Here is a 26,971-nt window from a genome sequence, read left to right as displayed (position 1 = left end):
GAAGGCCCGGTAATGCTTGTCAGGCCTTCAGCTTCAAATAAACCGTTGCCATTGGCGGCACACAAATGTCCATCGAATAGGGCAGATTATTAGCACCCTCTTCTAACGCTTCGTACCGGTCATCTGACTCGTAATTGCTGCCACCGTAGTGAATTGAGTCGGTATTCAGAATAACGTCATACTGCCCGGCCGATGGCACACCAATGCGGTATTCATCGATCGGCTCTGGCGTCATATTGCTGACCACCACGATCACCTCACCGGAATCAGAATAACGCACAAAACTGTAAACACTGGTTTCAGCGTCATCGTGATTAATCCAGCGGAAACCAGCCGGTTCGCAATCTAATTCATAGAGTGCCTTTTCTTCACAATAGACCCGGTTCAGGTCTTTAAACAGATTCTGCACGCCCTGATGCCGTTCAAACTGCAGCAAATACCAGTCCAACTGCGATTTATAATTCCACTCTACGCTCTGGGCAATTTCATTGCCCATAAAGTTCAGTTTTTTACCGGGGTGCGCAAACATGAAGCCATAGTAAGCACGCAGGTTAGCGGTTTTCTGCCATTCATCACCCGGCATACGATCCAATATAGACCCTTTACCGTGAACGACCTCATCATGCGATAGTGGCAGAACAAAGTTCTCGTTATAGCTGTAAACCATAGAGAAGGTCATTTCATTGTGGTGATACTTACGGTGAATGGGATCGCGGGACATATATTCCAGCGAATCGTGCATCCAGCCCATGTTCCACTTGAAGCCAAAACCCAGACCACCGGCGAACACCGGGCGGGTTACGCCATCGTATGCGGTCGACTCTTCCGCAATGGTGATGGATTTCGGGAACTTGCCGTACACCGCCTGGTTAAAGCGTTTAATAAACTCAATGGCCTCATAGTTGTGGTTACCGCCGTCAACATTCGGCAACCATTCGTCTTCTTCCCGTGAGTAATCGAGATACAGCATCGACGCCACGGCATCAACACGGATGCCATCGACATGGAAGTAGTCGAGCCAGACAATGGCCGAGGAGATCAGGAAATCGCACACTGTGTAGCGACCGAAATCGTAAATATAGGAGTTCCAGTCGGGGTGCCAGCCACGGCGCGGATCTTCATACTCGTAAAGCGCCGTGCCATCAAATTGTGCCAAACCGTGCGAATCGGACGGAAAGTGTGCAGGAACCCAGTCGACGATGACGCCGATGTTGTTTTGGTGGCACTGGTCAACAAAGTATTTAAAGTCGTCCGGGCTGCCAAAACGGCTGGTCGGAGCAAACAGTCCCAGTGGCTGATAGCCCCAGCTGCCATCATACGGATGCTCGCTGACGGGGATAAACTCGATATGAGTGAAGTGCATTTCCTTCAGGTACGGAATTAACTCATTGGCCAAATCCCGGAAGTTCATCGCCTTGCCGTCCTTATGCTTCCAGGAACCGGCGTGGACCTCATAGATGGTCATAGGCTGACGGGTTACCGGCTTCGCCTCACGCGCTTGCCAGTCTTTGTCACCCCATTCATAGCTGGAATGGTCGTGAACCACCGAGTTGAAATCCGGGTACTGCGTACAGCTGAAGTTATAAGGGTCAGCCTTGTGCGGCAGCATATGTTCGTTGGCATCTTTCAGCTCGAACTTGTACTCATCACCGGCAATGACACCGGGGATGAAGATCCGCCAGATACCATCTGCGTTACTCTGCATCGGGTGGCGGCGGCCGTCCCAATCGTTAAACTGACCAATCACGCTGACTGTGCGGGCGTTAGGCGCATAAACGGCAAAGCGGACGCCCTTAACAGGAACGCCGCCGGCATCGACTTCGCACACCTGGGCACCCATCGTTTTATAGAGGGTTTCCGAATCACAGGCGAAGTCTTCCCAGGCCCTTTCTTTAAACTGGTAGGCGTCGGCGACGCGCCAGCTGTGACCAGCCTTCTGGACCTGCAATTGATAATAAGGCTTTTCAGCAGCCTCAATGGATAATTCAAACAAGCCAGAAGGATCGACCATTGTCATGGTGCCGATTTCAGTTTCACCGTCTAATGAAAGTAGAGTGACGGTGTCGGCATGGGGAACAAATACACGGATAAACCAGCCGTTCTCCTGCTCAAAGATGCCAAGAAATTCGAATGGTTTTGCTTCAAGCACGCTATTTAACTGTTCTGCAATTGTCATTGGACGTCGAGTCCTCCAAAAAGGTTGTTCTTATAATTCTAGGCGCTGACTAATTTATTTCTAAGAAATGACTTTTATAGTCATCCTTTTACTATATCTATTCCTAACCAACATGACCTAATTGAACCTGTCATACAGAGTCTAGATTAAGAATCAGCCAGCTTGGTAAAACAAGGTCTATTTCGGGAAAGCTCTTATAATTAGTACGTTTGGATTAAGCCTGTTAATTTGACATGCTAATCGATAAAGGCTGGGATATCAGCAGTCAAATTCACCGGCACACTGAAATACCGGCAAAGATTGACCTGAGAACAGGCTGCCCAAACGGGCAGCCAACGGTGATTTACAGGCTCTTTAGCGCCTCGATGCGCTTCTCCAGGCTGGGATGAGAGGCAAACATTTCAGAGCGTTTACCATTAATACCAAAGGCTACGAGCTGACCGTCCAGTTCCGGCTCAGAGCTGGACTTCAGGCGTTGCAGGGCCGCAATCATCTTACCGCTGCCAACCAGGTCCGCAGAGCCTTTATCGGCCCGGTATTCGCGCTGACGCGAAAACCACATAGCGATAATACTCGCCAGTACACCCAACACCATTTCAAGTACGATAACGATGCCGAAATAAGCTAATCCTCCCAAGCCGCGGCCAGAATCGCTGCCGCGTGCCAATGCTGCTGAAATAGCCTGAGCAAGAACGCGCGCCAAAAAGATAACAAAGGTGTTCAATACGCCCTGCACCAGCGCCATGGTTACCATATCGCCATTAGCGATGTGAGATATTTCGTGCGCAATCACCGCCTCCTGCTCTTCCTGCGACATCTGCTGCAATAGGCCGGAAGAAACCGCCACCAGCGAATTTTTCTTACTCGCGCCTGTTGCAAAGGCGTTAATTGAATTGCTTGGGAAGATCGCAACCTCCGGCATCGGAATACCGGCTTTTGCTGACTGCTGCTTAACAGTCTCGACCAACCAGCGCTCCATTGGCGTTCTGGGTTGCTCGATGACCTGCGCACCGGTGCTGCGCTTAGCCATCCATTTAGACAGCGCCAGTGAGATGAAACTGCCACCCATGCCGAACGCCAGTGCCATAACCAGTAAACCGGTTGTGTTACCCATCGGTATACCAAACATCGGCAAAATGACATTAAGGAAAACGCCAAGCACGATAACAATTGCAAAGTTTGTTGCTAAGAACAGCATTGTTCTGAACATTTTAATTCCCATTCATTGAGTTTAAACCTGAGAGTAAATTGGAGCACAAAGCAGAGAATTTCAAGGCCACCTTTAGTAATAGCCCGAGTAAATTATATAGCAGGAACGGCTCCACAAAAGCGCGGGCCCTTAAACCGGGCGCGATAAAAAAAGGCCGAATAATCGGCCTTTTCTTCAACTTAGCGAAAACACGGGTCTGCGCCTATTCAAGGATCTTCGATACGACGCCGGCACCTACCGTTCTGCCACCCTCGCGGATGGCGAACCTAAGGCCTTCATCCATGGCAATGGCGGAGATCAGGTTCACCGTCATCTTGATGTTGTCTCCGGGCATCACCATTTCGACACCACTGGGTAGCTCACAGGCACCGGTTACATCGGTCGTGCGGAAGTAAAACTGAGGCCGGTAGCCGTTGAAGAATGGCGTATGACGACCACCCTCGTCCTTGCTGAGCACATACACTTCGGCTTCAAAGAAGGTGTGGGGAGTAATTGAGCCCGGCTTAGCGAGTACCTGGCCACGCTCAATATCTTCACGCTTGGTGCCACGCAGCAGCGCGCCGATGTTTTCGCCGGCCCGACCTTCATCAAGCAGCTTACGGAACATTTCAACGCCGGTAACGGTGGTTCTGCCGGTTTCCCGAATGCCAACGATCTCGACTTCATCGCCAGTGTGAACAATGCCCCGCTCCACCCGACCGGTGGCGACGGTGCCACGACCGGAAATCGAGAACACGTCTTCAATCGGCATCAGGAATGGCTTATCAACCATGCGTTCGGGCTCCGGAATGTAGTGATCAAGGGTTTCGACCAGTTTTTTGACAGCTGTGGTGCCCATGCCATTGTCGTCTTTGCCCTCGAGCGCCATCAGTGCCGAGCCGGTAATGATCGGAGTATCGTCACCAGGGAATTCGTATTGCGACAGCAGATCCCGAACCTCCATTTCAACCAGTTCAAGCAGCTCGTCATCGTCGACCATGTCGGCCTTATTGAGGAACACAACAATATAGGGGACACCAACCTGACGCGATAACAGTATGTGCTCGCGGGTTTGCGGCATGGGGCCGTCTGCAGCTGAACAGACCAATATGGCACCGTCCATCTGCGCTGCGCCGGTAATCATGTTTTTCACGTAATCGGCATGCCCCGGGCAATCAACGTGCGCGTAATGCCGGGTGGGAGATTCGTATTCAACATGGGAAGTGGCAATGGTGATACCGCGTTCGCGTTCTTCAGGCGCGTTATCAATGCCATCGAAGGCAACTGCACTACCGCCCCATACTTCAGAACAGACGCGGGTTAACGCTGCCGTTAGAGTGGTTTTTCCGTGGTCGACATGACCAATAGTGCCCACGTTGACGTGGGGCTTATTCCGTTCAAAAGTCGCCTTAGCCATGAGCATCCTCCAGCATACGAGCGCCAGCGCGCTCGCGGAGGCAGGCGCTTACTTACGCTCTTTTAATGATCTCATCAACAATATTAGTCGGTGCTTCAGCATATGCACTGAATTCCATCGTATAAGATGCACGACCTTGTGACATAGATCTAAGAGACGTTGCATAACCAAACATTTCTGATAATGGCACCTCAGCATCGATGACTTTACCCATCGGACTGTCTTCCATGCCCTGTACCATGCCACGACGACGGTTCAGGTCACCCATCACGTCACCCATGTAATCTTCAGGTGTAACCACTTCAACCTTCATGACAGGCTCAAGCAATGCCGGGTTGGCTTGGTCGGCCAGCTTTCTTACCGCCATGGAGGCTGCAACTTTAAACGCCATTTCGGAGGAATCGACATCGTGGTAAGAACCATCGATCAGCGTAGCTTTCAGACCCAGCAGCGGATAACCGGCCAGAACACCGTTTTGCATTTGCTCGGCGATACCCTTTTCAACAGCCGGGATGAATTCTTTCGGTACTACACCACCAACGATTTCGTTCACGAATTCCAGCTTCTCAGAGTTGGTGTCTTCAGCCGGCTCGAAACGAACCACAACATGGCCGTATTGACCACGTCCACCCGATTGACGGGCAAACTTGGAATCAACTTCAGCGGCGCTGCGAATACGCTCACGGTACGCCACCTGCGGCGCACCAACGTTGGCTTCAACGTTGAATTCACGCTTCATGCGGTCAACGATGATATCGAGGTGCAGCTCGCCCTGACCACCAATGATGGTCTGGCCAGTCTCTTCATCGGTGTGAACCTTGAAGGACGGGTCTTCCTGAGCCAGTTTACCCAGCGCAACACCCATTTTTTCCTGGTCTGCTTTAGAGCGTGGCTCCACAGCAACCGAGATAACCGGTTCCGGGAAGTCCATGCGCTCCAGCGTGACGATATGATCCGGCGAGCAGAAGGTATCACCGGTGGTGACGTCTTTCATGCCGATCAGTGCGCCGATATCGCCGGCCAGCAGCTCTTTGATCTCTTCACGGTTGTTGGAGTGCATCTGAACCATACGGCCAACACGCTCTTTCTTACCGCGAACCGAGTTATAGACCGCATCGCCGGATTTAAGCACACCGCCATACACGCGGACGAAGGTCAGCGTACCGACAAACGGGTCGGTTGCGATCTTAAATGCCAGAGCGGCGAATGGCGCATCATCGCGCACTTCAACGGTCGTTGGCGTTTCGTCGTCCAACACACCATCAATGGCTTTAACTTCGGTGGGTGACGGCATGTATTCGATAACGCTATCGAGAACCGCCTGAACACCTTTATTTTTGAAGGCAGAACCACAGTGAGTCAGAACGATCTCACCGGCCAGAGTACGAGCACGCAGACCGGCTTTGATGTCTTCTTCAGCCAGGGTGTCGGTCTCCATGTATTTTTCCATCAACTCATCATTGGCTTCAGCCGCAGCTTCAATCATGTTGAGTCGATACTCTTCTGCCTGATCCAGCATATCTGCAGGAATATCTTCGTAGTTGAACGTCATGCCCTGATCGGCTTCGTTCCAGAAGATGGCTTTCATTTTTAGAAGGTCAATGACACCGACGAATTCGTCCTCGGCGCCAATTGGCAGCTGCACAGGGACTGGGTTAGCACCCAATCGCTCTTTTAACTGGCTTACTACGCGTAAGAAGTCGGCACCTGCACGGTCCATCTTATTGACGAAAACCATGCGAGGCACCTGGTATTTGTTCGCCTGACGCCAGACAGTTTCGGTCTGAGGCTGAACACCGGAAGAGGCACAAAGAACAACAACCGCACCATCCAGTACACGCAGGGAACGCTCAACTTCAATCGTGAAGTCAACGTGCCCCGGCGTATCAATGATGTTGATGCGGTGCTGATCATACTGCTGTGCCATACCGGCCCAGAAACAGGTTGTTGCCGCAGAAGTGATGGTAATACCACGCTCCTGCTCTTGCTCCATCCAGTCCATCGTTGCGGCACCATCGTGAACTTCACCGATCTTATGAGAAAGACCCGTGTAGAAAAGGATGCGCTCGGTTGTCGTTGTTTTACCAGCGTCAACGTGAGCCACAATTCCAATATTACGATAGCGAGCTAAAGGCGTTTTACGAGCCACAAACCTGTCTCCGTTTTAGTTTAATTAGAAGCGGTAATGAGAGAATGCTTTGTTGGCTTCTGCCATCTTATGCACGTCTTCACGTTTCTTAACAGCTGCACCTTTGCCTTCTGCTGAGTCTAATAACTCACCAGCCAGACGCTGACGCATGCTCTTCTCGCCACGCTTACGGGAATATTCCACCAACCAGCGCATAGCCAGAGCTTCACGACGGGCAGGACGTACTTCAACAGGAACCTGATAGGTTGCACCACCCACACGGCGAGATTTAACCTCAACCAGTGGAGCAATGCTTTCCAGAGATTTTTCGAACAGTTCGATAGGGTTCTCATGGCCCTTTTCTTTTACGATGTCTAATGCACCGTAAACAATTTTTTCAGCGATAGATTTCTTGCCATCAACCATTACGTGGTTCATGAACTTCGCTAATGTAACGTTACCAAATTTAGGATCTGGTAATACTTCACGCTTTGCGGCGACGCGTCTTCTTGGCATTGATAAGCCCCTTATATTAGGTCTTCAGGCAGATCTGAGATGGCTGTTAATTACTACCTTAAAAAGCAATTAACCACTCAGCCTTACTGCTTATTCTGAGACTAAAACTGAAATTAACCCTTAGGTCGTTTAGTACCGTATTTAGAACGGCCGTTCTTACGATCGTTAACACCCGAAGTATCCAGAGCACCACGAACTGTGTGGTAACGAACACCTGGTAAGTCTTTAACACGACCGCCACGGATCAAAACAACGCTGTGCTCTTGCAGGTTGTGACCTTCACCACCGATGTATGAAGAAACTTCATAACCGTTGGTCAAACGTACACGACATACTTTACGCAGTGCTGAGTTAGGTTTTTTAGGAGTGGTTGTGTATACGCGAGTACAAACACCACGACGCTGTGGACATGCTTCTAATGCCCTTACAGCGCTTGCTTCCACAGTGCGCTTACGCGGCTTGCGGACTAGCTGGTTAATAGTAGCCATTAAGCTTCTCTCTCTTTTTCACTTCTCATTACGAACAGTACCCGAGTAGCAAAGCCACTCAGGTACTGAAGGGTGCGCGATTTTACGTTATCGCACATTTCTTAGTCAATAGCTGGCTGAAACCTTACTGAAAACAGTGGTTCAGCCAGAACCGTTGACTACTTGTTCAGAGCCTGACTCAGAGCTGCTTCGACTTCTGAAGCACTGATCGTCGGCTTCTCACCAGTGCGCTCCAAACGCTTGCGCTTGCGCTCTGCATGGTAAGCAAGACCGGTACCGGCTGGAATCAGTCGACCCACAACCACGTTTTCCTTCAGGCCACGCAGGTAATCACGCTTACCTGTTACCGCACCTTCGGTCAGTACGCGGGTTGTTTCCTGGAACGATGCCGCAGAAATAAACGATTCTGTCGCCAGCGATGCCTTGGTAATACCCAGAAGAACACGCTCGTACTTCGCCGTTTGCTTGCTTTCAGCTTCAGCTTTGTCGTTGCCTTCGAGCAGGTTCATGTACTCGACCTGGTCACCTTTAATGAACTCAGTCTCGCCACTGTCAGTAATCAATGCCTTACGCAGCATCTGACGGCAAATAACCTCGATGTGCTTGTCGTTAATGATTACGCCCTGTAATCGGTAAACTTCCTGAATCTCTTTAACGATATACTTCGCCAGAGCTTCAACACCCAGAACACGCAGAATATCGTGCGGGTTCATTGGGCCATCAGACAGGACTTCACCCTTCTCGACCTGCTCACCTTCGAATACGTTCATCTGACGCCACTTAGGAATCAGCTCTTCGTAACCCTCAGAACCGTCAGTCGGTGTGATCACAATACGCTTCTTACCCTTGGTTTCTTTACCGAAGGTGAAGGTACCGGAGATCTCCGCCAGAATCGCAGATTCTTTTGGCTTACGCGCTTCGAACAGGTCGGCCACTCGTGGCAGACCACCGGTGATGTCTTTGTTACCGCCGGATTCCTGAGGAATACGGGCCAGTACGTCACCGACTTTCACTTCTGCACTGTTAGACAGGCTCAACAGAGCGCCATCTGGCAGGAAGTACTGAACAGGCTGATTGGTGTTACCGATCAGGATGTCTGCACCGTTGGCATCAACCAGTTTAATCAGCGGACGAATCTCTTTACCCGCGGCATTACGCTGTGCCTGAGGAATAACCTCGGTCGTGCTCACACCGGTCAGTTCGTCAACCTTACGGTTAATGGTCTGACCTTCTTCCATACCGATAAACTGAACAGTACCTGACACTTCCGATACGATTGGGTGCGTGTGCGGATCCCAGCGAACAATGATGTCACCGGCATCAACCTTGGCACCGTCTTTAACGGAAATTTCAGAACCGTACGGCAGCTTGTAACGCTCACGCTCACGACCGTGTTCGTCGGCAATGGCCAACAGACCGGAACGGCTGACAACAACCAGGTGACCATCTTCACGGGTAACGGTTTTAACGTTATGCAGGTGCGCAGTACCGGCCTGACGAACCTGTACGTTATCGACAGCAGACGAGCTGGATGCCGCACCACCAATGTGGAACGTACGCATCGTCAGCTGTGTACCCGGCTCACCGATCGACTGAGCAGCGATAATACCCACCGCTTCACCAATGTTGATTCGGTGACCACGAGCCAAGTCACGGCCGTAACAATTAGCACAGATACCGAAGCGGGTTTCACAGGTAATAGATGAACGAACCTTGATGCTATCAACACCCAGGTCATCGATGATCTCTACCACCGTCTCGTCAATCATGGTGCCGGCTGGGATAACAACTTCATCCGTTGCCGGGTCAATGACATCTTCAGCCGGAACACGACCCAGTACCTGCTGGCTTAGTGGTACAACAACGTCGCCGCCGTCGATCACAGGCTCCAGCGTGATACCTTCAGAGGTGCCACAGTCTTCTTCTGTCACTACAACATCCTGAGAAACGTCGACCAGACGACGTGTCAGGTAACCGGATGATGCTGTCTTCAATGCTGTATCGGCCAAACCTTTACGAGCACCGTGGGTTGAGATGAAGTATTCACCAACCGACAGACCTTCACGGAAGTTTGCTTTAATCGGGTTCTCAATAATGGAGCCATCCGGCTTCGCCATCAGACCACGCATACCGGCCAGCTGACGAATCTGGGTTGCACTACCACGAGCACCGGAGTCGGCCATCATAAATACGGCGTTGAAGGAGTCCTGCTCAACTTCATTACCGTCACGGTCAACAACCTGCTCTTTGGAAATACCTTCCATCATCGCTTTTGCGATCTGGTCGTTAGCACGGGACCAAAGGTCAACAACTTTGTTGTACTTCTCGCCCTGAGTAATCAGACCCTGGATGAACTGCTCTTCAACTTCCTGTACTTCTGCTTCGGCTTTGGCCAGCAGGTCGTACTTGGCTTGTGGAATAACGAAGTCGTTCACACCAATAGAAGAACCGGACTTAGTTGCATAGCTGAAGCCCATGTACATAACCTGGTCAGCAAAGACCACAGTCTCTTTCAGACCCACTGAACGGTAACACTCGTTCAATAGACCAGAAATCGCCTTCTTCTTCATCGGCTGGTTAACCATGTCGAATGGCATGCCGTCTGGTGCGATAGAGAACAGGATGGCACGACCCACGGTGGTTTCTTCAACCGAGATCTTCTCAACCAGCTCGCCTTCTTCATTGCGCAGCATCTGACGGATACGTACTTTAACAATCGCCTGAAGTGCGGCCTGACCTGCGCCATAAGCACGCTGAACTTCTTCGATGTTAGAGAACACCATACCTTCGCCTTTCGCATTGATACGCGCACGGGTCATGTAGTACAGACCCAGTACAACGTCCTGCGAAGGAACGATAATAGGCTCACCGGATGCTGGCGACAGAATGTTGTTGGTCGACATCATCAGCGCACGCGCTTCCAGCTGAGCTTCAATGGTCAGCGGAATGTGAACAGCCATCTGGTCACCGTCGAAGTCAGCGTTATAAGCCGCACACACCAATGGGTGCAGGTTAATCGCTTTACCTTCGATCAGTACCGGTTCAAATGCCTGAATACCCAAACGGTGAAGTGTTGGTGCACGGTTAAGCATAACCGGGTGCTCGCGGATCACTTCATCCAGAATATCCCAAACAACGGCTTCTTCACGCTCGACCATCTTCTTGGCAGCTTTGATCGTCGTCGCTAAACCACGGTGCTCCAGCTTAGAGAAGATAAACGGCTTGAACAGCTCCAGAGCCATCTTCTTAGGCAGACCACACTGATGCAAACGCAGCGTCGGGCCTACCACGATCACGGAACGACCGGAGTAATCCACACGTTTACCCAACAGGTTCTGACGGAAACGACCCTGTTTACCCTTAATCATGTCAGCCAGAGATTTCAGCGGACGACGGTTAGAGCCAGTAATGGCCCGACCGCGACGGCCGTTATCCAGCAGCGCATCAACAGATTCCTGAAGCATACGCTTTTCGTTGCGTACGATGATGTCCGGAGCAGACAGCTCTAACAGACGCTTCAGTCGGTTGTTACGGTTGATAACACGACGGTACAGATCGTTCAGGTCGGACGTTGCAAAACGACCACCATCCAGAGGAACCAAAGGACGCAGATCTGGTGGCAGCACAGGAAGAACGGTCATGACCATCCATTCCGGGTTGTTACCAGACTTGTAGAAGGCTTCCAGCAGCTTCAGGCGCTTAGACAGCTTCTTGATCTTGGTTTCTGAGTTGGTTGCAGGAATTTCTTCACGCAGCTGAGCAATTTCACCTTCAAGGTTGATGAATTCCAGCAGCTTCTGAACCGCTTCGGCACCCATGCGGGCATCGAAGTCATCACCGAACTCTTCGATCGACTCGTAGTACTCTTCATCGGTCAGCAACTGACCTTTTTCCAGGCTCGTTAAGCCCGGATCGATAACAACGAAGCTCTCGTAATAAAGAATGCGTTCAATGTCACGCAGCGTCATATCCAGCATCAAACCGATACGGGATGGCAGTGATTTCAGAAACCAGATGTGCGCAACCGGCGCAGCCAGTTCAATGTGACCCATGCGCTCACGACGAACCTTCGCCTGAGTGACTTCAACGCCACATTTTTCACAGATAACACCGCGATGCTTTAAGCGCTTGTACTTACCGCACAGGCATTCGTAGTCTTTGATTGGGCCAAAGATACGGGCGCAGAACAGACCGTCACGCTCTGGCTTAAAGGTACGATAGTTAATCGTTTCCGGCTTTTTAACTTCACCGAAAGACCATGAACGAATCATGTCCGGTGATGCCAGGCCGATTCGAATGGAGTCGAATTCTTCCGCCTGACCTTGTGTTTTAAGCAGGTTTAATAAATCTTTCATGTTTCAGCTCCGAGGGGAGTTGGCAACAGGGCAGCCATCAGGCTGCCCACCGTTCAATCACTCTTCGTTTTCCAGCTCGATGTCGATACCAAGCGAGCGGATTTCTTTCACCAGTACGTTGAAAGATTCCGGCATGCCAGGCTCCATACGATGGTCGCCATCAACGATGTTTTTATACATCTTGGTTCGGCCAGCTACGTCATCCGACTTAACTGTGAGCATTTCCTGCAGAGTATAGGCAGCACCGTATGCTTCCAGTGCCCACACTTCCATCTCACCGAATCGCTGACCACCGAACTGCGCCTTACCACCCAGCGGCTGCTGAGTTACCAGGCTGTAAGAACCGGTTGAACGAGCATGCATCTTGTCGTCCACCAAGTGGTTCAACTTCAGCATGTACATGTAACCAACGGTCGTTTTGTTTTCGAAGGCATCACCGGTACGGCCATCCCACAACTGGATCTGACCTGTATCCGAAGTACCTGCCAGACGCAGAAGGTCTTTCACTTCTTCTTCTTTGGCACCGTCGAATACCGGCGTTGCAATAGGCACACCGCCGCGCAGGTTGTGCGCCAGCTCTACAACTTCTTCATCGCTGAAGTCATCCAGAGTTTCGTTACGGTAGCCAGCACCCGTCTGGTTATAAACGCGGTCGAGGAACTCACGAACCTCTGCCGTGCTGCGCTCTTCTTCGATCATGTCGTTGATACGGTCACCCAAACCTTTGGCAGCGGCGCCAAGGTGAGTTTCCAGAATCTGACCTACGTTCATACGCGAAGGTACACCCAACGGGTTAAGAACCACGTCGACCGGATTACCCTTCTCGTCGTAAGGCATATCTTCAACAGGCATGATTACGGAGATAACACCCTTGTTACCGTGACGACCGGCCATCTTGTCACCCGGTTGGATGCGACGTTTAACCGCCAGATAAACCTTAACAACCTTCAGGACACCCGGTTGCAGGTCATCGCCGGACTGAAGCTTACGCTTCTTGTCATCAAAACGGGCTTCCTGATCTTCTTTACGCTCTTTCAGCTGGTTTTCAGCTGCTTCCAGCTGAGCGGCCAGTGTTTCATCCTGCAGACGCAGTTTGAACCAGTCAGAACGTGGCAGATCAGCCAGGTAAGATTCAGACAGCTGATCACCTTTAGCCAGACCCGGACCACCGGAAACAGTAGAGCCGACCAGTGCATTGGTCAGACGCTCAAAGATGGTGTCTTCAACAATGCGGTATTCTGCGTTCAGATCCTTACGGAACTCTTCCAGCGCCTGACGTTCGATGTCTTTAGAACGCTGATCGCGCTCAACACCGTCACGGGTAAATACCTGCACGTCAATAACCGTACCGCGCATACCACCCTTAACGCGAAGCGACGTATCTTTAACGTCTGAAGCCTTCTCACCGAAGATCGCACGCAACAGTTTTTCTTCCGGAGTCAGCTGGGTTTCGCTCTTCGGCGTTACCTTGCCAACCAGAATGTCACCGGCACCCACTTCTGCGCCAATGTAAACAATACCGGACTCATCCAGCTTGCTCAGTGCCGCTTCACCCACGTTTGGAATATCCGCAGTGATCTCTTCAGGGCCCAACTTAGTATCACGAGCGATACAGGTCAGTTCCTGAATATGGATCGAGGTAAAGCGGTCTTCCTGGGAAACCTTCTCAGAAACAAGAATCGAGTCTTCGAAGTTGTAACCGTTCCAAGGCATGAACGCGATACGCATGTTCTGACCCAGAGCCAGCTCACCCATATCTACAGAAGGACCATCCGCCAGAACATCACCACGGGCAATAACATCGCCCTGACGCACAATGGTGCGCTGGTTAATACAGGTATTCTGGTTAGAACGGGTGTATTTGGTCAGGTTGTAGATATCAACGCCCGCATCATCTTCGCTGATTTCATCTTCAGAAACCTTCACAACAATACGAGAAGCATCAACGTACTCAACGATACCACCACGGTTTGCAACCACACAAACACCGGAGTCGACAGCTACGTTGCGCTCAATACCGGTACCTACCAGAGGCTTGTCGGATTTCAGCGTCGGAACAGCCTGACGTTGCATGTTCGATCCCATCAATGCTCGGTTAGCATCGTCGTGCTCAAGGAACGGAATCAGCGATGCTGCTACCGATACAACCTGGCGCGGGGAAACGTCCATCATGTCCACTTTTTCCAGCGGAGCCATGGTGAATTCACCCTGGTGACGAACCTGTACGAATTCGCCTTCGATCATACCTTCTGCATTTACCGGAACGTTTGCCTGAGCAATGGTGTGCTTGGCTTCGTCGATAGCAGACAGATAGACGATCTCATCACTGACTTTACCGTTTTCCACTTTACGGTAAGGCGTTTCCAGGAAGCCGTAGCTGTTGGTACGCGCATAGGTGGATAAGGTATTGATCAGACCAATGTTTGGACCTTCAGGCGTTTCAATAGGACAAACACGACCATAATGCGTGGAGTGTACGTCACGAACCTCAAAGCCGGCACGCTCACGGGTCAGACCACCTGGGCCTAACGCAGAAACACGACGCTTGTTGGTAATACCGGAAAGCGGGTTGTTCTGATCCATAAACTGAGACAGCTGTGAAGAGCCAAAGAACTCTTTAATCGCTGCAGCAACGGGCTTGGCGTTAACCAGATCCTGCGGCATCAGGCCTTCGCTTTCTGCCATGGACAGACGCTCACGAACGGCACGTTCAACACGAACCAGACCCACACGGAATTGGTTCTCAGCCATTTCACCAACAGAACGAACACGACGGTTACCCAGGTGATCGATATCGTCCACCTGACCTTTACCGTTACGAATATCGATCAGCGTACGCAGCACTTCAACAATGTCTTCACGGCTCAGGATACCTTCGCCGGTGTCTACATCACGACCCAGACGACGGTTGAACTTCATGCGGCCTACAGCCGACAGGTCATAACGGTCAGTCGAGAAGAACAGGTTCTGGAACAGAGTTTCAGCTGATTCTTTCGTTGGCGGCTCACCCGGACGCATCATACGGTAGATTTCTACCAGAGCTTCCAGTGGTGTATTGGTTGGGTCTGATCGCAGAGTATCGGATACAAACGGACCACAATCGAGATCGTTGGTGTAGAGTGTTTCGAACTTCTCGATCTTAGCGACGCGCAATGCTTCCAGCACTTCAACCGTAATTTCATCGTTACAATTAGCGATGATCTCACCGGTTTCAGTGTTGATCACATCGGTTGCCAGAGAACGGCCAAACAACCATGTATCCGGAACGACGACTGAGTCTAAACCGGCTTTATCGAAGGCGCGCAGATGCTTAGCATTGATGCGGCGACCTTCCTCAACGATGACGTTGCCTTCTTTATCTTTAATTTCGAAAGCCGCTGTTTCACCACGCAGGCGATCGGCGATCACTTTCATCTCGATCGTTTCTTCGGTCAGGTTGAACTCAACCCGTTCGAAGAACATATCGAGGATTTCCTGATTTGTGTACTCAAGTGCACGCAGCAAGATAGTAGCCGGCAATTTACGGCGACGGTCGATACGAACAAACACCTGATCCTTCGGATCAAATTCGAAATCAAGCCAGGAACCACGGTAAGGAATAACACGGGCAGAATGCAGCAACTTACCGGAGCTGTGAGTCTTGCCTTTATCGTGATCGAAAAACACACCAGGAGAACGGTGAAGCTGGGATACAACAACTCGCTCTGTGCCGTTAACGATGAAAGTACCGTTATCAGTCATCAGAGGGATTTCACCCATATAGACTTCTTGCTCTTTGATATCTTTAATTGCTTTGCTTGGTGAATCTTTGTCGTAGATGATCAGACGCACCTTGACGCGCAAAGGAGCAGCATAGGTAACACCACGCAATTGACATTCTTTCACGTCAAATGCAGGCTTTCCTAAGCCATAGCTAACATATTCAAGAGCTGCATTTCCGGAATAACTGACAATAGGAAATACGGATTTAAACGCAGCATGCAGACCAGTATCCTGTCGCTCTGCAGCAGCTGCTTCAGACTGTAAAAAACTCCGGTAGGAGTCCAACTGTATTGCCAGAAGATATGGAATATCCATAACTGGCTCTAGTTTGCCGAAATTCTTGCGAATTCGCTTTTTTTCGGTGTAAGAGTATGCCATCAGCAATCCCCAGCTTGTTCACCAACGGTGTGTCTGTGTGGTTGATCCGCCTTTGCGGCATGTCGGAAAGCAGTTATCAGCAGACATATCTAATAACTCCGACTTTCACTTCCTGTGCGCTCCATCTTCTAGGAGCCCCTTTGCTTTCGCAATGTCCAAACTGGCAAAAAGCACCAGCTAAAAACTTGTTCCCGTAAGACAGGAAAAGGCCGGTAACGTTTTCGCTACCAGCCATCAGGTATTGAACGGGGCTTGCCCATTCAATAGCGTAGATTACTTAACTTCTACGCTTGCGCCAGCTGCTTCCAGCTTGCCTTTGATTTCTTCAGCTTCATCTTTAGATACGCCTTCCTTAACAGGAGCAGGAGCACCATCAACTACGCCTTTAGCTTCTTTCAAGCCCAGGCCAGTGATTTCACGTACTGCTTTGATGACGTTAACTTTCTTGTCACCAGCACCTGCCAGGATTACGTCGAATTCAGTTTGCTCAGCAGCAGCTTCGCCACCAGCAGCAGCGCCGCCAGCAACAACTGCAGCAGCAGCAGATACACCGAATTTTTCTTCCATAGCTTCAATCAGTTCAACAACGTCTTTTACAGACATTTCAGCTACTGCATTGATGATATCGTCTTTAGTCAGAGACATGACTTTAATTCCTAATCTGTTGAGGCTTTGCCTCATTTAACCGTTAATTAGCTTTCTTAAGCAATGAGGCTTAAGCAGCTTCCTGTTCTTTTTGATCGCGCAATGCAGCCAAAGTACGTACCAGCTTGCCAGCAGATGCTTCTTTCAAAGTCATCATCAGCTTCGCAATAGCTTCGTCGTAAGTCGGCAGACTCGCCAATACTGCTACAGGCGTTACTTCGCCTTCGAACATAGCAGTCTTAAGTTCAAGCTTGTCATTCGCTTTAGCGAAATCGCCCAGAATACGCGCACCGGCGCCTGGGTGATCCATAGAGAAAGCGATCAACGTAGGACCAACAAAAGCGTCAGCCAGACCTTCAAATGCGGTCCCTTGAACTGCACGGCGAGCAAGTGTGTTACGTACGACTTTCAGCCATACGCCATTTTCGCGAGCAGTTGCACGCAAAGCAGTCATATCATTCACTGCTACGCCACGTGAGTCAGCAATTACAACTGACTGCGCGCTTTGCGCTTGCTCGGCTACTTCTGCAACAATTGCTTTTTTGCCTTCGAGATTCAGTGCCACTGAAAAATCTCCTGTTAACAACCCCCGAAAGGGTCAACCTATTTTCAACTCCGAAGAGTTGACCTGTTTTTAACGGCAACAGAGTAAGCTCATTGATGCGCTTAGATGCCGGTGACTGACGACCCTGTCGAAAGCCCCTTCATCAGGCACATCTTAAATATGTGCTCGGGTTACCGTCTGCGTAGGAAATTAAGAACCATGGTTCACCTACGGTCTTTGACTGCGCAGCCTGGAAGCTGCGCCCCAAAGTTCTTAGACGCTCAAAGAGCTCTGGTCGATAGTTACGCCAGGGCCCATTGTGCTGGAAAGAGAAATCTTCTTAAGGTAGACACCTTTAGCTGAAGCTGGCTTCAGTTTTTTCAGGTCTGCGATAAGCGCTTCTGCGTTTTCCTGGATTGCTTTTGCGTCGAAATCAATCTTACCGATGCAAGCGTGGATAATGCCGTTCTTGTCAGTACGGAAACGCGCCTGACCCGCTTTAGCATTCTTCACAGCTGTTGCAACATCTGCAGTCACAGTACCAACCTTCGGGTTAGGCATCAGGCCACGAGGACCCAACAGCTGACCCAGCTGACCTACAACGCGCATTGCATCTGGAGAAGCGATAACAACACCGAAGTTCAGATCGCCGCCTTTCATTGCTTCAGCAAGATCTTCCATGCCAACTACGTCAGCACCGGCTTCTTTAGCGGCTTCAGCGTTTGCACCCTGAGTGAACACAGCAACGCGAACGTCTTTACCCGTACCATTCGGCAGTACGGTGGAACCACGTACGTTCTGGTCAGATTTACGCGCATCGATACCCAGGTTAACAGAGATATCTACAGACTCTTTGAACTTGGCAGTGCCCAGCTCTTTCAGAATCGCTACAGCTTCTTCGAAGCCGTAAGACTGAGTAGGATTTACTTTTTCTTTCGCTAATTGAGCGCGTTTAGTTAACTTAGCCATTACTCAACACCCTCTACATTCAAACCCATGCTTCGTGCAGTACCTGCAATTGTACGAACCGCAGCGTCCATATCGGCAGCTGTCAGGTCAGGATCTTTTGCAGTTGCGATTTCTTCCAGCTGAGCACGGCTAACCGTACCTACTTTCTCGGTGTTTGGTCGACCGGAACCGCTTTGAATACCAGCAGCCTTCTTCAGCAGAATCGCAGCTGGAGGCGTCTTGGTAACAAACGTAAAGCTTCGGTCTGCATACACAGTAATAACAACTGGCACTGGCAGGCCTGGCTCAAGCTTTTGAGTTTCGGCGTTGAATGCTTTACAGAATTCCATAATGTTCACACCGTGCTGACCCAGAGCAGGACCAACTGGTGGACTTGGGTTGGCCTGACCGGCCTTAACTTGCAGCTTAATATAAGCTTCTACTTTCTTAGCCATGATAGCTTCCTATATTCGGGTACAAACGCATTACTGCTCCCCTGTTAAACAAATAGATACGACAAAGCCCGATCAACTGACCGGGCTTATGCACACACCTTAACTTCAGGTCTTTTCGACCTGCGAGAATTCCAGTTCGACCGGGGTTGCCCGACCAAAAATAGAGACAGACACCTGAAGGCGACTCTTCTCATAGTTAACTTTCTCAACGGTACCGTTAAAGTCTGCAAACGGACCATCGATAACACGGACAACTTCACCTGGCTCATAAATCGTTTTCTGAGTTGGCGAATCAGCACCATCTTTAACGCGCTGAAGAATCGCATCCGCTTCTTTAGTTGTCAGCGGCGCAGGCTTTTCTGCAGTACCGCCGATAAAACCCATCACCCGAGGAGTATCTTTAACCAGGTGCCAGGTCTCATCATTCATATCCATTTCAACCAGGACATAGCCCGGATAGAACTTACGCTCACTCTTGCGCTTCTTGCCGTCACGCATTTCAACGACAGATTCAGTAGGCACCAGGATCTCACCAAACAAATCCTGCATACCCTGCAGCTCAACCTGCTCTTTTAAAGAGCCAGCTACACGCTTCTCATAGCCCGAATAGGCATGAACCACATACCAACGCTTAGACATACAGCCCCCTCTTTAACCGATTATGAAAGATACGCCCCAGCCCAGAAGCATATCGACCAGCCAAAGCACTAAGGCGACCACTGCAACAAAAACAACCACAATACCGGTCGTCTGAATTGTTTCCTGACGGGTAGGCCATACAACCTTACGAACCTCGACCCACGCTTCTTTGCGCAGACGAGCAACCGTCTTACCCTTTTCAGTGGTCAGGGCAACACCAACAGCAGCGGCAAGCAAAACCAACACACCCACAACGCGCAAAATCAGAGACTCTGCAGAAAAATAGTAGTTACCGCCGATAGCTACAACAACTAACGCGACGACAACAAACCACTTCAATAAGTCCAACGCTTTGTTTGAGGAATTAACCTGTGCATTCATTCAGCAAGACACCTGTGCTGTCGATAATAATGTGGCAGGCCAGGAGGGACTCGAACCCCCAACTTTCGGTTTTGGAGACCGACGCTCTACCAATTGAACTACTGGCCTATGTTTAATTTGGGCGGCGGATTTTACGCCAACCAACGGTGCTTTACAAGCACTTAGCAGAACTCTTGACTATTCTATAGCAATCTAAAGTAATGCCTGCTTTCGAGGATGCGCATCTTATTGAAATTCAATGAGATTTTCCACCCTTTCTAAGAAAATACTTTAACTTGAAGGCACTTTCAGAGAAATAACCGCCTGGCCACGCCAAGCATTAACAGCACCTACCAAAAAGGGTGCCGAAGCACCCTCAATGTAGATATTCAACTAAAGGAATTAGTCGATAATCTTAGCTACAACGCCTGCACCAACAGTACGGCCGCCTTCACGGATCGCGAAACGCAGACCTTCATCCATAGCGATAGGAGCAATCAGAGTAACAACCATCTTGATGTTGTCACCTGGCATAACCATTTCTACGCCTTCTGGAAGCTCACAAGCACCCGTTACGTCAGTTGTACGGAAGTAGAACTGTGGACGGTAACCTTTGAAGAATGGAGTGTGACGACCACCTTCATCTTTGCTCAGTACGTAAACTTCAGACTCGAACTTAGTGTGAGGAGTGATAGAGCCTGGCTTAGCCAGTACCTGACCACGTTCAACTTCTTCACGCTTAGTACCACGCAGCAGCGCACCAATGTTCTCACCCGCACGACCTTCGTCAAGCAGCTTACGGAACATTTCAACACCTGTTACGGTAGTCTTAGTTGTTTCTTTAATACCAACGATTTCAACTTCGTCACCAGTATTAACGATACCGCGCTCAACACGACCAGTCACAACTGTACCACGACCAGAAATTGAGAATACATCTTCGATTGGCATCAGGAACGGCATATCAATCGCACGCTCTGGCTCAGGGATGTAAGAATCCAGAGCTTCAACCAAGGCTTTAACAGCAGTAGTACCCAGACCGTTGTCGTCTTTACCTTCCAGAGCCATCAGAGCAGAACCTGCAATGATTGGAGCATCATCACCTGGGAAGTCATACTGAGACAGCAGATCACGGATTTCCATCTCTACCAGCTCAAGCATCTCAGCGTATTCTTCAGAATCAACGCCACCACAGTCTTCAGCCAGCAGATCAGCTTTGTTCAGGAATACTACGATGTAAGGAACACCTACCTGACCAGACAGCAGGATGTGCTCACGAGTCTGAGGCATTGGGCCGTCAGTCGCACCACAAACCAGAATAGCGCCGTCCATCTGAGCAGCACCAGTAATCATGTTTTTCACATAGTCGGCGTGTCCAGGACAGTCAACATGTGCGTAGTGACGAGTCGGAGAATCGTATTCTACGTGTGAAGTCGCAATAGTAATACCGCGCTCACGCTCTTCAGGGGCATTATCGATACCAGCAAAGTCGATCGCTTCGCCGCCCCAAACCTCTGAACACACACGAGTTAACGCAGCAGTCAGAGTAGTTTTACCGTGGTCAACGTGACCAATTGTGCCCACGTTTACATGGGGCTTAGTACGCTCAAAAGTAGCCTTCGCCATATCAATCGCCTTTCAGGGTTAACTAAATTAACTAAATCGTATAATGCCAAAAAGGCAGTCACTTTAGTGCCTGCCTTAAAAAATTTCAATATGGTGCTCACGATGAGATTTGAACTCATGACCTCTCCATTACCAATGGAGTGCTCTACCACTGAGCTACGCGAGCAAAACACCTATAATGGAGCGGGTAGCGAGAATCGAACTCGCATCATCAGCTTGGAAGGCTGAGGTTCTACCATTGTACCATACCCGCTTACAACCCCTTCCCAAGGAAGGAGTGGTGGAGGGGGACGGATTCGAACCATCGAAGCTTACGCGGCAGATTTACAGTCTGCTCCCTTTGGCCACTCGGGAACCCCTCCAAACGGGCGCAAAGTCTGCCTCACTGCTTTTTCTATGTCAACCTCAAATATGAAGTTTTTCAATTAGAACAAGCACTTAGGCATCAAATCTCAACTTTGCCCATCACCTCGCATTGCGAGAGAGGCGGCATATTAGTGTCATAGTTTTTCAAATGCAAGCCTAATTGCAGTTAAAGCGAATAAATTTAGCGCCATCAAACTCAGAGAGCATTCCGGAGATCGATTCATCTGAAATTAACGCGGCTGATTGAGCATCAATTTCAAGAATTGCCGCATCTATGTAGCGCTTGTTCTCATAGACAGTTGCCGAGATATCCATTGTAAATAATTCATCACGCCGTCGATTTGCATTCTCAAGGCTCGAGAAAACCCCAAGCGACAGCGAATTAGCATGCTGGCCTGACGTTATTACATAACTTTCAACCCCGGATGCTTTCACTTCCTCGAGTTTGGTACGGGCCTCCTCCTGCGATACAAAAGGCCCCAGCAAAACCTGATAGTCGGTATTACTTAACTGCTTAACAACACGCTTCTCCGAAGAAACCTCCAGAGCCGCCAGCCTAGACTCAACGACTGAGTAGCTGTCCCCTTCCTTAAGCCCGGTAATACGGATGCACTGCAGAACCTTCTCCGGCTCTTTCTTTGGAGTCGACTTACCTACCTGCTCGAACCGCGCCTGCTGTGAAGCCGTTAATTCGAGGTTATTTAACGTTGCACTCAGCGTTTCTTCTGTGCCGCCGTCTTCTTGCGTGGAGCTCCAGTACTGAAAGCCAAACAGTGCCAGATTTAAAGATACCAGCGCGATCAAGATCCATTTCATGTTGTTGTCTCACCCAGAATTTTTAACTTCCAATATAAATACAGTCCATCGACCACCAGATTAGGCTGGTACAGAAAGGGCATGGAAAGGTGCCGTGAAATCAGGCCAGCATCCCCTCCGGTAATAATCAGCTGACTTTCATTACTGCCAAACCTTACCACAGTGGATTCAATCAGAGCGACCGCGCTATGAACCACACCATAGTTAATACAGGACCGGGTATCTATCCCCAAGCCCGGCGCATCCTCTAAAAGCACCTCCGGTAAATCCACCGTATTTTTGAACAGTGAACTGGCGCTCATTCTCAGGCCCGGAGCAATCAATCCTCCGGCATGCTGATTCGGGCTATTTAAGATATCCATGGTTAGCGCTGTTCCGGCATCGGCAATCAACAGGCGGTGATAATCATCGGAAAATAACGCCCGTGCCTGCAGCATAGCCAGCCACCTGTCGACCCCTAAACGGGACACATCCTCGTAGGCCAGGGTCAGATCACCAAAGCCCTGCTCTACGGTACAACGAGCCACGGCAATTTCCAGACTATCGGCAGCTGTGGTTATTTCCTGCCTGGCACCGGCAACGGAAGAATAGACCACGGAGGCTGGCTGGTTGTCAGTAAAGAACCGCTGCACTTCAGCATAAGGCAACACCCCGTATTCACCCTGGTAGCGATACTTGGCCCGGGTATTTCCACAATCAAGATAAAGCGTGTTTTCTAGCTCCACCTTACCGATACCTCACCGCCGTTAAATAAAACAATGCTTCCGTTGTCATCCAGCAACCTCAACTGACCGCTCTCATCCACGCCGGCCCCGGTACCGAGAATTTCCTGATCACCCTTTATTACCTTAATAGGCCGGCCCTGTAGCAGATCCATCTCGGACCATCGATCCAACAGCCAACTCGTACCCTGCTGTTCAAATTCGTAGAAACTGGAAACAATGCGGTCGACCAGCCGAGCCAGGAGTTCAGTTCTGGAAAACGCCTTACCGCAAACCTGAGCCAATGAGGTGATTCCTGCTGCGCTCTGAGTGGTCAATTCCGGCTCACTGAAAACATTCATACCCACGCCAATGACCAGCAGGACGTCATCCGGTGGAGAGCCCTGAAGCTCACACAATATGCCGGCAATCTTGCAGTCGTTGACATAGATATCGTTCGGCCACTTAATCTTTGCCTCCACCTCAAAGGATTCAGTCAATTCCGCAGCAATAGCGTAGCCCACCAACAGGCTCGACATATACAGCTGAGGCATCGGGATATGCCCCTTGTAGCCGAGGCTGAACGCGAGATTCGAACACGGAGGGTTTTCCCAGCTGCGTCCTCTTCGGCCACGCCCCTGCGTTTGGTGCTCGGTCGTGAACAATTTCCACTTACCTGGTTCGTAATTTGCTTTAATAGCCGTGTCATTTGTAGACGGGGATTGAACCGAGATATCCACCTGAGACAGGCGGTTTCGAACCTCGGGTGACAGGCCGGCCAGTAGCTCTTTGTAGTCCAACATCTGAACCGGAGACAAAAGCCGGTAGCCACGGCCTTTTACCTTATTGAACTCCATCCCGCTTTTCTCAAGCAGCTTGATCCATTGCGAAACCGTAGCCCGGGTAACCCCCAACTTCGAGGCCAACGCCTCACCAGACCAAATTTTGTGGTCTGAAAGGGCATGTAAAAGCTTTATTTTTTGTTCCAATCTGACTGCCTTAAGTCACACAACATGGTGAACTGGTGAGTTTTATTACCCAAAATGGAGCGCAATCCCTGATCTTAACTGTTTATTGACAAAAAATTGCCGAACTTTTAAACAAGTTTGCAAGATAAGCTAAAAATTTTCTCACATTCCTGTATAGTACCGCTCGATTTTCTCCTGACTAATTTTTGAGAGCAAACATGGCAGATTTATCTCACTACAGAAACATCGGTATCTTCGCACACGTTGATGCCGGTAAAACTACAACTACCGAGCGTATCCTTAAGCTGACTGGTAAAATTCATAAGACCGGTGAAGTACATGATGGTGAATCCACTACGGACTTCATGGAGCAGGAAGCAGAGCGCGGTATTACTATTCAGTCTGCTGCTACGACCTGTTTCTGGAAAGACCACCGCCTGAACATCATCGATACTCCAGGACACGTTGACTTCACTGTAGAAGTATATCGTTCTCTGAAAGTATTGGATGGTGGTGTTGGCGTATTCTGTGGTTCTGGCGGTGTTGAGCCTCAGTCAGAAACCAACTGGCGTTATGCGAACGAATCTGAAGTTGCACGTATCATTTTCGTGAACAAGCTGGACCGTATGGGTGCCGATTTCTACCGCGTTGTAGAGCAGGTACGTAAGGTTCTGGGCGCAAACCCACTGGTTATGACCCTGCCTATCGGTATTGAAGATGACTTCGTAGGTGTTGTAGACGTACTGACCAAGAAAGCCTACGTATGGGACGATACCGGCCTGCCTGAAAACTTTGAAGTTCAGGACGTACCAGCGGACATGGTTGACGACGTTGACATGTACCACGAGCAACTGATCGAAACAGCGGTTGAAGTTGACGATGACCTGATGATGGCCTACATGGAAGGTGAAGTACCTTCTGTTGAGCAGATCAAAACCTGTATCCGTAAGGGTACCCGTGATCTAACCTTCTTCCCGACGTTCTGTGGTTCTGCATTTAAGAACAAAGGTGTTCAGCTGGTACTGGACGCTGTTGTTGATTACCTGCCTGCGCCAACTGAAGTTGATCCACAAGATCTGACTGACGAAGAAACCGGTGAACCAACAGGCAAAGTTGCAACCGTTTCTACTGACGAGCCGTTCCGCGCGCTGGCGTTCAAAATCATGGACGACCGCTTCGGTGCTCTGACCTTTATCCGTATCTACTCGGGTGTTCTGAACAAGGGTGACACCATCCTGAACTCAGCAACCGGTAAAACCGAGCGTATCGGCCGTATGGTTGAGATGCACGCAAACGACCGTACCGAACTGTCTTCTGCTCAGGCAGGCGACATTCTGGCCGTTGTTGGTATGAAGAACGTACAGACTGGTCACACCCTGTGTGATCCGAAGAACCCTTGTACTCTGGAACCAATGATCTTCCCTGAGCCGGTAATTTCTATTGCCGTTAAGCCTAAAGACAAAGGCGGCTCTGAGAAAATGGGTGTTGCGATCGGTAAACTGGTTGCTGAAGACCCATCGTTCCAGGTTGAAACCGACGAAGATTCCGGTGAAACGATCCTGAAAGGTATGGGTGAGCTGCACCTGGACATTAAAGTCGACATCCTGAAGCGTACTTACGGCGTTGAACTGGAAGTTGGTCAGCCACAGGTTGCTTACCGTGAAACGATCACAGCTGCTGTTGAAGATTCTTATACCCATAAGAAACAGTCTGGTGGTTCTGGTCAGTTCGGTAAGATCGACTACCGTATCCGTCCTGGTGAGCCAGGCTCAGGCTTCAAATTCCAGTCAACCGTTGTTGGCGGTAACGTTCCTAAGGAATTCTGGCCTGCAGTAGAGAAAGGCTTTGCTAGCATGATGGAAGAAGGCGTACTGGCCGGCTTCCCTATGCTGGATATGGAAGTAGAACTGTACGATGGTAGCTACCACGCAGTTGACTCCTCTGCGATCGCTTATGAAATCGCAGCTAAAGGCGCTTTCCGTCAGTCTATTCCTAAAGCCAAGCCACAACTGCTTGAGCCGATCATGAAAGTAGACGTGTTCAGCCCAGAAGATAATGTTGGTGATGTTATCGGTGACCTTAACCGTCGTCGCGGCATGATCAAAGACCAGGAAGCTGGCCCAACTGGCGTGCGAATCAAAGCAGACGTACCTCTGTCTGAAATGTTCGGCTACATCGGTCACCTGCGTACAATCACTTCTGGCCGTGGTCAATTCTCTATGGAATTCAGCCACTACATGCCTTGCCCTAACACAGTGGCAGAAGCTGTAATTGCAGAAGTTAAAGAGCGTAAAGCTGCTGCTAAGTAATTAGCCAGTTCACGTTTTAGAAACCCGAGTGCGAAAGCCCTCGGGTTTTTTATTGCCTGTAGAAAGGCGCTAGATGTTAGATGTTAGATGCTAGATGCTAGATGCTAGATGCTAGATGCTAGATGCTAGATGCTAGATGCTAGATGCTAGATGCTAGATGCTAGATGCTAGATGCTAGATGCTAG

The 26,971-nt window shown here is 50.0% G+C and carries 19 protein-coding genes and 4 tRNA genes; 1 reads left to right on the top strand and 22 read right to left on the bottom strand.

Annotation, left to right across the window (positions count from 1 at the left end; genetic code table 11):
• Nucleotides 1–19 precede the first annotated feature (19 nt).
• From glgB to BCF53_RS15940, 22 genes are all read right to left on the bottom strand, one after another.
• Nucleotides 20–2,176: a 1,4-alpha-glucan branching protein GlgB gene (gene glgB / locus BCF53_RS16045; protein WP_132703207.1), complete on the bottom strand. Its 2,157-nt coding sequence runs from the start codon at nucleotides 2,174–2,176 to the stop codon at nucleotides 20–22.
• Between the two features lie 343 nt (nucleotides 2,177–2,519).
• Nucleotides 2,520–3,386 carry a protease HtpX gene (htpX, locus tag BCF53_RS16040; protein ID WP_132703205.1) on the bottom strand — a complete coding sequence of 289 codons (867 nt, stop codon included), beginning with the start codon at nucleotides 3,384–3,386 and terminating at the stop codon, nucleotides 2,520–2,522.
• A gap of 202 nt (nucleotides 3,387–3,588) precedes the next feature.
• The gene (tuf, locus tag BCF53_RS16035) at nucleotides 3,589–4,782 is read right to left on the bottom strand and encodes an elongation factor Tu (RefSeq protein ID WP_132703203.1); all 1,194 of its coding nucleotides are present in this window, start codon (nucleotides 4,780–4,782) and stop codon (nucleotides 3,589–3,591) included.
• Nucleotides 4,783–4,834: 52 nt separating this feature from the next.
• Complete coding sequence (gene fusA / locus BCF53_RS16030; protein WP_132703201.1) at nucleotides 4,835–6,931, bottom strand: elongation factor G; 2,097 nt, start codon at nucleotides 6,929–6,931, stop codon at nucleotides 4,835–4,837.
• A gap of 24 nt (nucleotides 6,932–6,955) precedes the next feature.
• A complete protein-coding gene (gene rpsG, locus BCF53_RS16025; protein ID WP_132703199.1) occupies nucleotides 6,956–7,426 on the bottom strand; it encodes a 30S ribosomal protein S7 in 471 nt (156 codons plus the stop codon).
• Nucleotides 7,427–7,539: 113 nt separating this feature from the next.
• The gene (gene rpsL, locus BCF53_RS16020; protein ID WP_132703197.1) at nucleotides 7,540–7,914 is read right to left on the bottom strand and encodes a 30S ribosomal protein S12; all 375 of its coding nucleotides are present in this window, start codon (nucleotides 7,912–7,914) and stop codon (nucleotides 7,540–7,542) included.
• A gap of 158 nt (nucleotides 7,915–8,072) precedes the next feature.
• A complete protein-coding gene (gene rpoC / locus BCF53_RS16015) occupies nucleotides 8,073–12,269 on the bottom strand; it encodes a DNA-directed RNA polymerase subunit beta' (protein ID WP_132703195.1) in 4,197 nt (1,398 codons plus the stop codon).
• Between the two features lie 57 nt (nucleotides 12,270–12,326).
• The gene (gene rpoB / locus BCF53_RS16010; protein WP_132703193.1) at nucleotides 12,327–16,409 is read right to left on the bottom strand and encodes a DNA-directed RNA polymerase subunit beta; all 4,083 of its coding nucleotides are present in this window, start codon (nucleotides 16,407–16,409) and stop codon (nucleotides 12,327–12,329) included.
• Between the two features lie 273 nt (nucleotides 16,410–16,682).
• Entirely contained in the window at nucleotides 16,683–17,054 is a 372-nt protein-coding gene (gene rplL / locus BCF53_RS16005; protein ID WP_132703191.1) for a 50S ribosomal protein L7/L12, read from the bottom strand.
• A gap of 70 nt (nucleotides 17,055–17,124) precedes the next feature.
• Entirely contained in the window at nucleotides 17,125–17,619 is a 495-nt protein-coding gene (gene rplJ, locus BCF53_RS16000; protein ID WP_132703189.1) for a 50S ribosomal protein L10, read from the bottom strand.
• A 252-nt stretch (nucleotides 17,620–17,871) separates the two neighbouring features.
• The gene (gene rplA, locus BCF53_RS15995) at nucleotides 17,872–18,567 is read right to left on the bottom strand and encodes a 50S ribosomal protein L1 (protein ID WP_132703187.1); all 696 of its coding nucleotides are present in this window, start codon (nucleotides 18,565–18,567) and stop codon (nucleotides 17,872–17,874) included.
• Entirely contained in the window at nucleotides 18,567–19,001 is a 435-nt protein-coding gene (rplK, locus tag BCF53_RS15990; RefSeq protein WP_132703185.1) for a 50S ribosomal protein L11, read from the bottom strand. Before rplK ends, rplA begins: the two co-directional genes overlap by 1 nt.
• A 105-nt stretch (nucleotides 19,002–19,106) precedes the next feature.
• Nucleotides 19,107–19,640, bottom strand: coding sequence for a transcription termination/antitermination protein NusG (gene nusG / locus BCF53_RS15985; RefSeq protein ID WP_132703183.1), 534 nt, complete (start codon nucleotides 19,638–19,640; stop codon nucleotides 19,107–19,109).
• Nucleotides 19,641–19,652: 12 nt separating this feature from the next.
• Complete coding sequence (gene secE, locus BCF53_RS15980; protein WP_132703181.1) at nucleotides 19,653–20,021, bottom strand: preprotein translocase subunit SecE; 369 nt, start codon at nucleotides 20,019–20,021, stop codon at nucleotides 19,653–19,655.
• Nucleotides 20,022–20,053: 32 nt separating this feature from the next.
• Nucleotides 20,054–20,129, bottom strand: a tRNA-Trp gene (locus tag BCF53_RS15975).
• 273 nt (nucleotides 20,130–20,402) lie between these two features.
• The gene (tuf, locus tag BCF53_RS15970; RefSeq protein WP_132703179.1) at nucleotides 20,403–21,626 is read right to left on the bottom strand and encodes an elongation factor Tu; all 1,224 of its coding nucleotides are present in this window, start codon (nucleotides 21,624–21,626) and stop codon (nucleotides 20,403–20,405) included.
• A 91-nt stretch (nucleotides 21,627–21,717) separates the two neighbouring features.
• Nucleotides 21,718–21,792 (bottom strand) — tRNA-Thr (locus tag BCF53_RS15965).
• 13 nt (nucleotides 21,793–21,805) lie between these two features.
• Nucleotides 21,806–21,879 (bottom strand) — tRNA-Gly (locus BCF53_RS15960).
• Between the two features lie 25 nt (nucleotides 21,880–21,904).
• Nucleotides 21,905–21,988 (bottom strand) — tRNA-Tyr (locus tag BCF53_RS15955).
• Between the two features lie 160 nt (nucleotides 21,989–22,148).
• Nucleotides 22,149–22,808 (bottom strand): SPOR domain-containing protein, encoded by a 660-nt coding sequence (locus tag BCF53_RS15950; RefSeq protein ID WP_132703177.1) that lies wholly within the window; start codon nucleotides 22,806–22,808, stop codon nucleotides 22,149–22,151.
• Nucleotides 22,805–23,533: a type III pantothenate kinase gene (locus BCF53_RS15945; RefSeq protein ID WP_165901948.1), complete on the bottom strand. Its 729-nt coding sequence runs from the start codon at nucleotides 23,531–23,533 to the stop codon at nucleotides 22,805–22,807. The genes BCF53_RS15950 and BCF53_RS15945 overlap by 4 nt, the downstream gene beginning before the upstream one ends.
• On the bottom strand, nucleotides 23,524–24,498 hold the full coding sequence (locus BCF53_RS15940) for a biotin--[acetyl-CoA-carboxylase] ligase (RefSeq protein WP_132703173.1): 975 nt from the start codon (nucleotides 24,496–24,498) through the stop codon (nucleotides 23,524–23,526). Before BCF53_RS15940 ends, BCF53_RS15945 begins: the two co-directional genes overlap by 10 nt.
• Before the next feature lie 197 nt (nucleotides 24,499–24,695).
• On the opposite strand from BCF53_RS15940, the gene fusA (BCF53_RS15935) reads away from it, so the two are divergent.
• On the top strand, nucleotides 24,696–26,786 hold the full coding sequence (gene fusA, locus BCF53_RS15935; protein WP_132703171.1) for an elongation factor G: 2,091 nt from the start codon (nucleotides 24,696–24,698) through the stop codon (nucleotides 26,784–26,786).
• The last annotated feature ends 185 nt before the right edge of the window (nucleotides 26,787–26,971 follow it).

Origin of the sequence: Reinekea marinisedimentorum, assembly GCF_004341165.1 — a bacterium.
In the GTDB taxonomy this organism is placed as follows: domain Bacteria; phylum Pseudomonadota; class Gammaproteobacteria; order Pseudomonadales; family Natronospirillaceae; genus Reinekea; species Reinekea marinisedimentorum.
The sequence above is the reverse complement of the archived record's forward strand: the minus strand, read 5'-3'. Positions and strand labels throughout refer to the sequence as shown.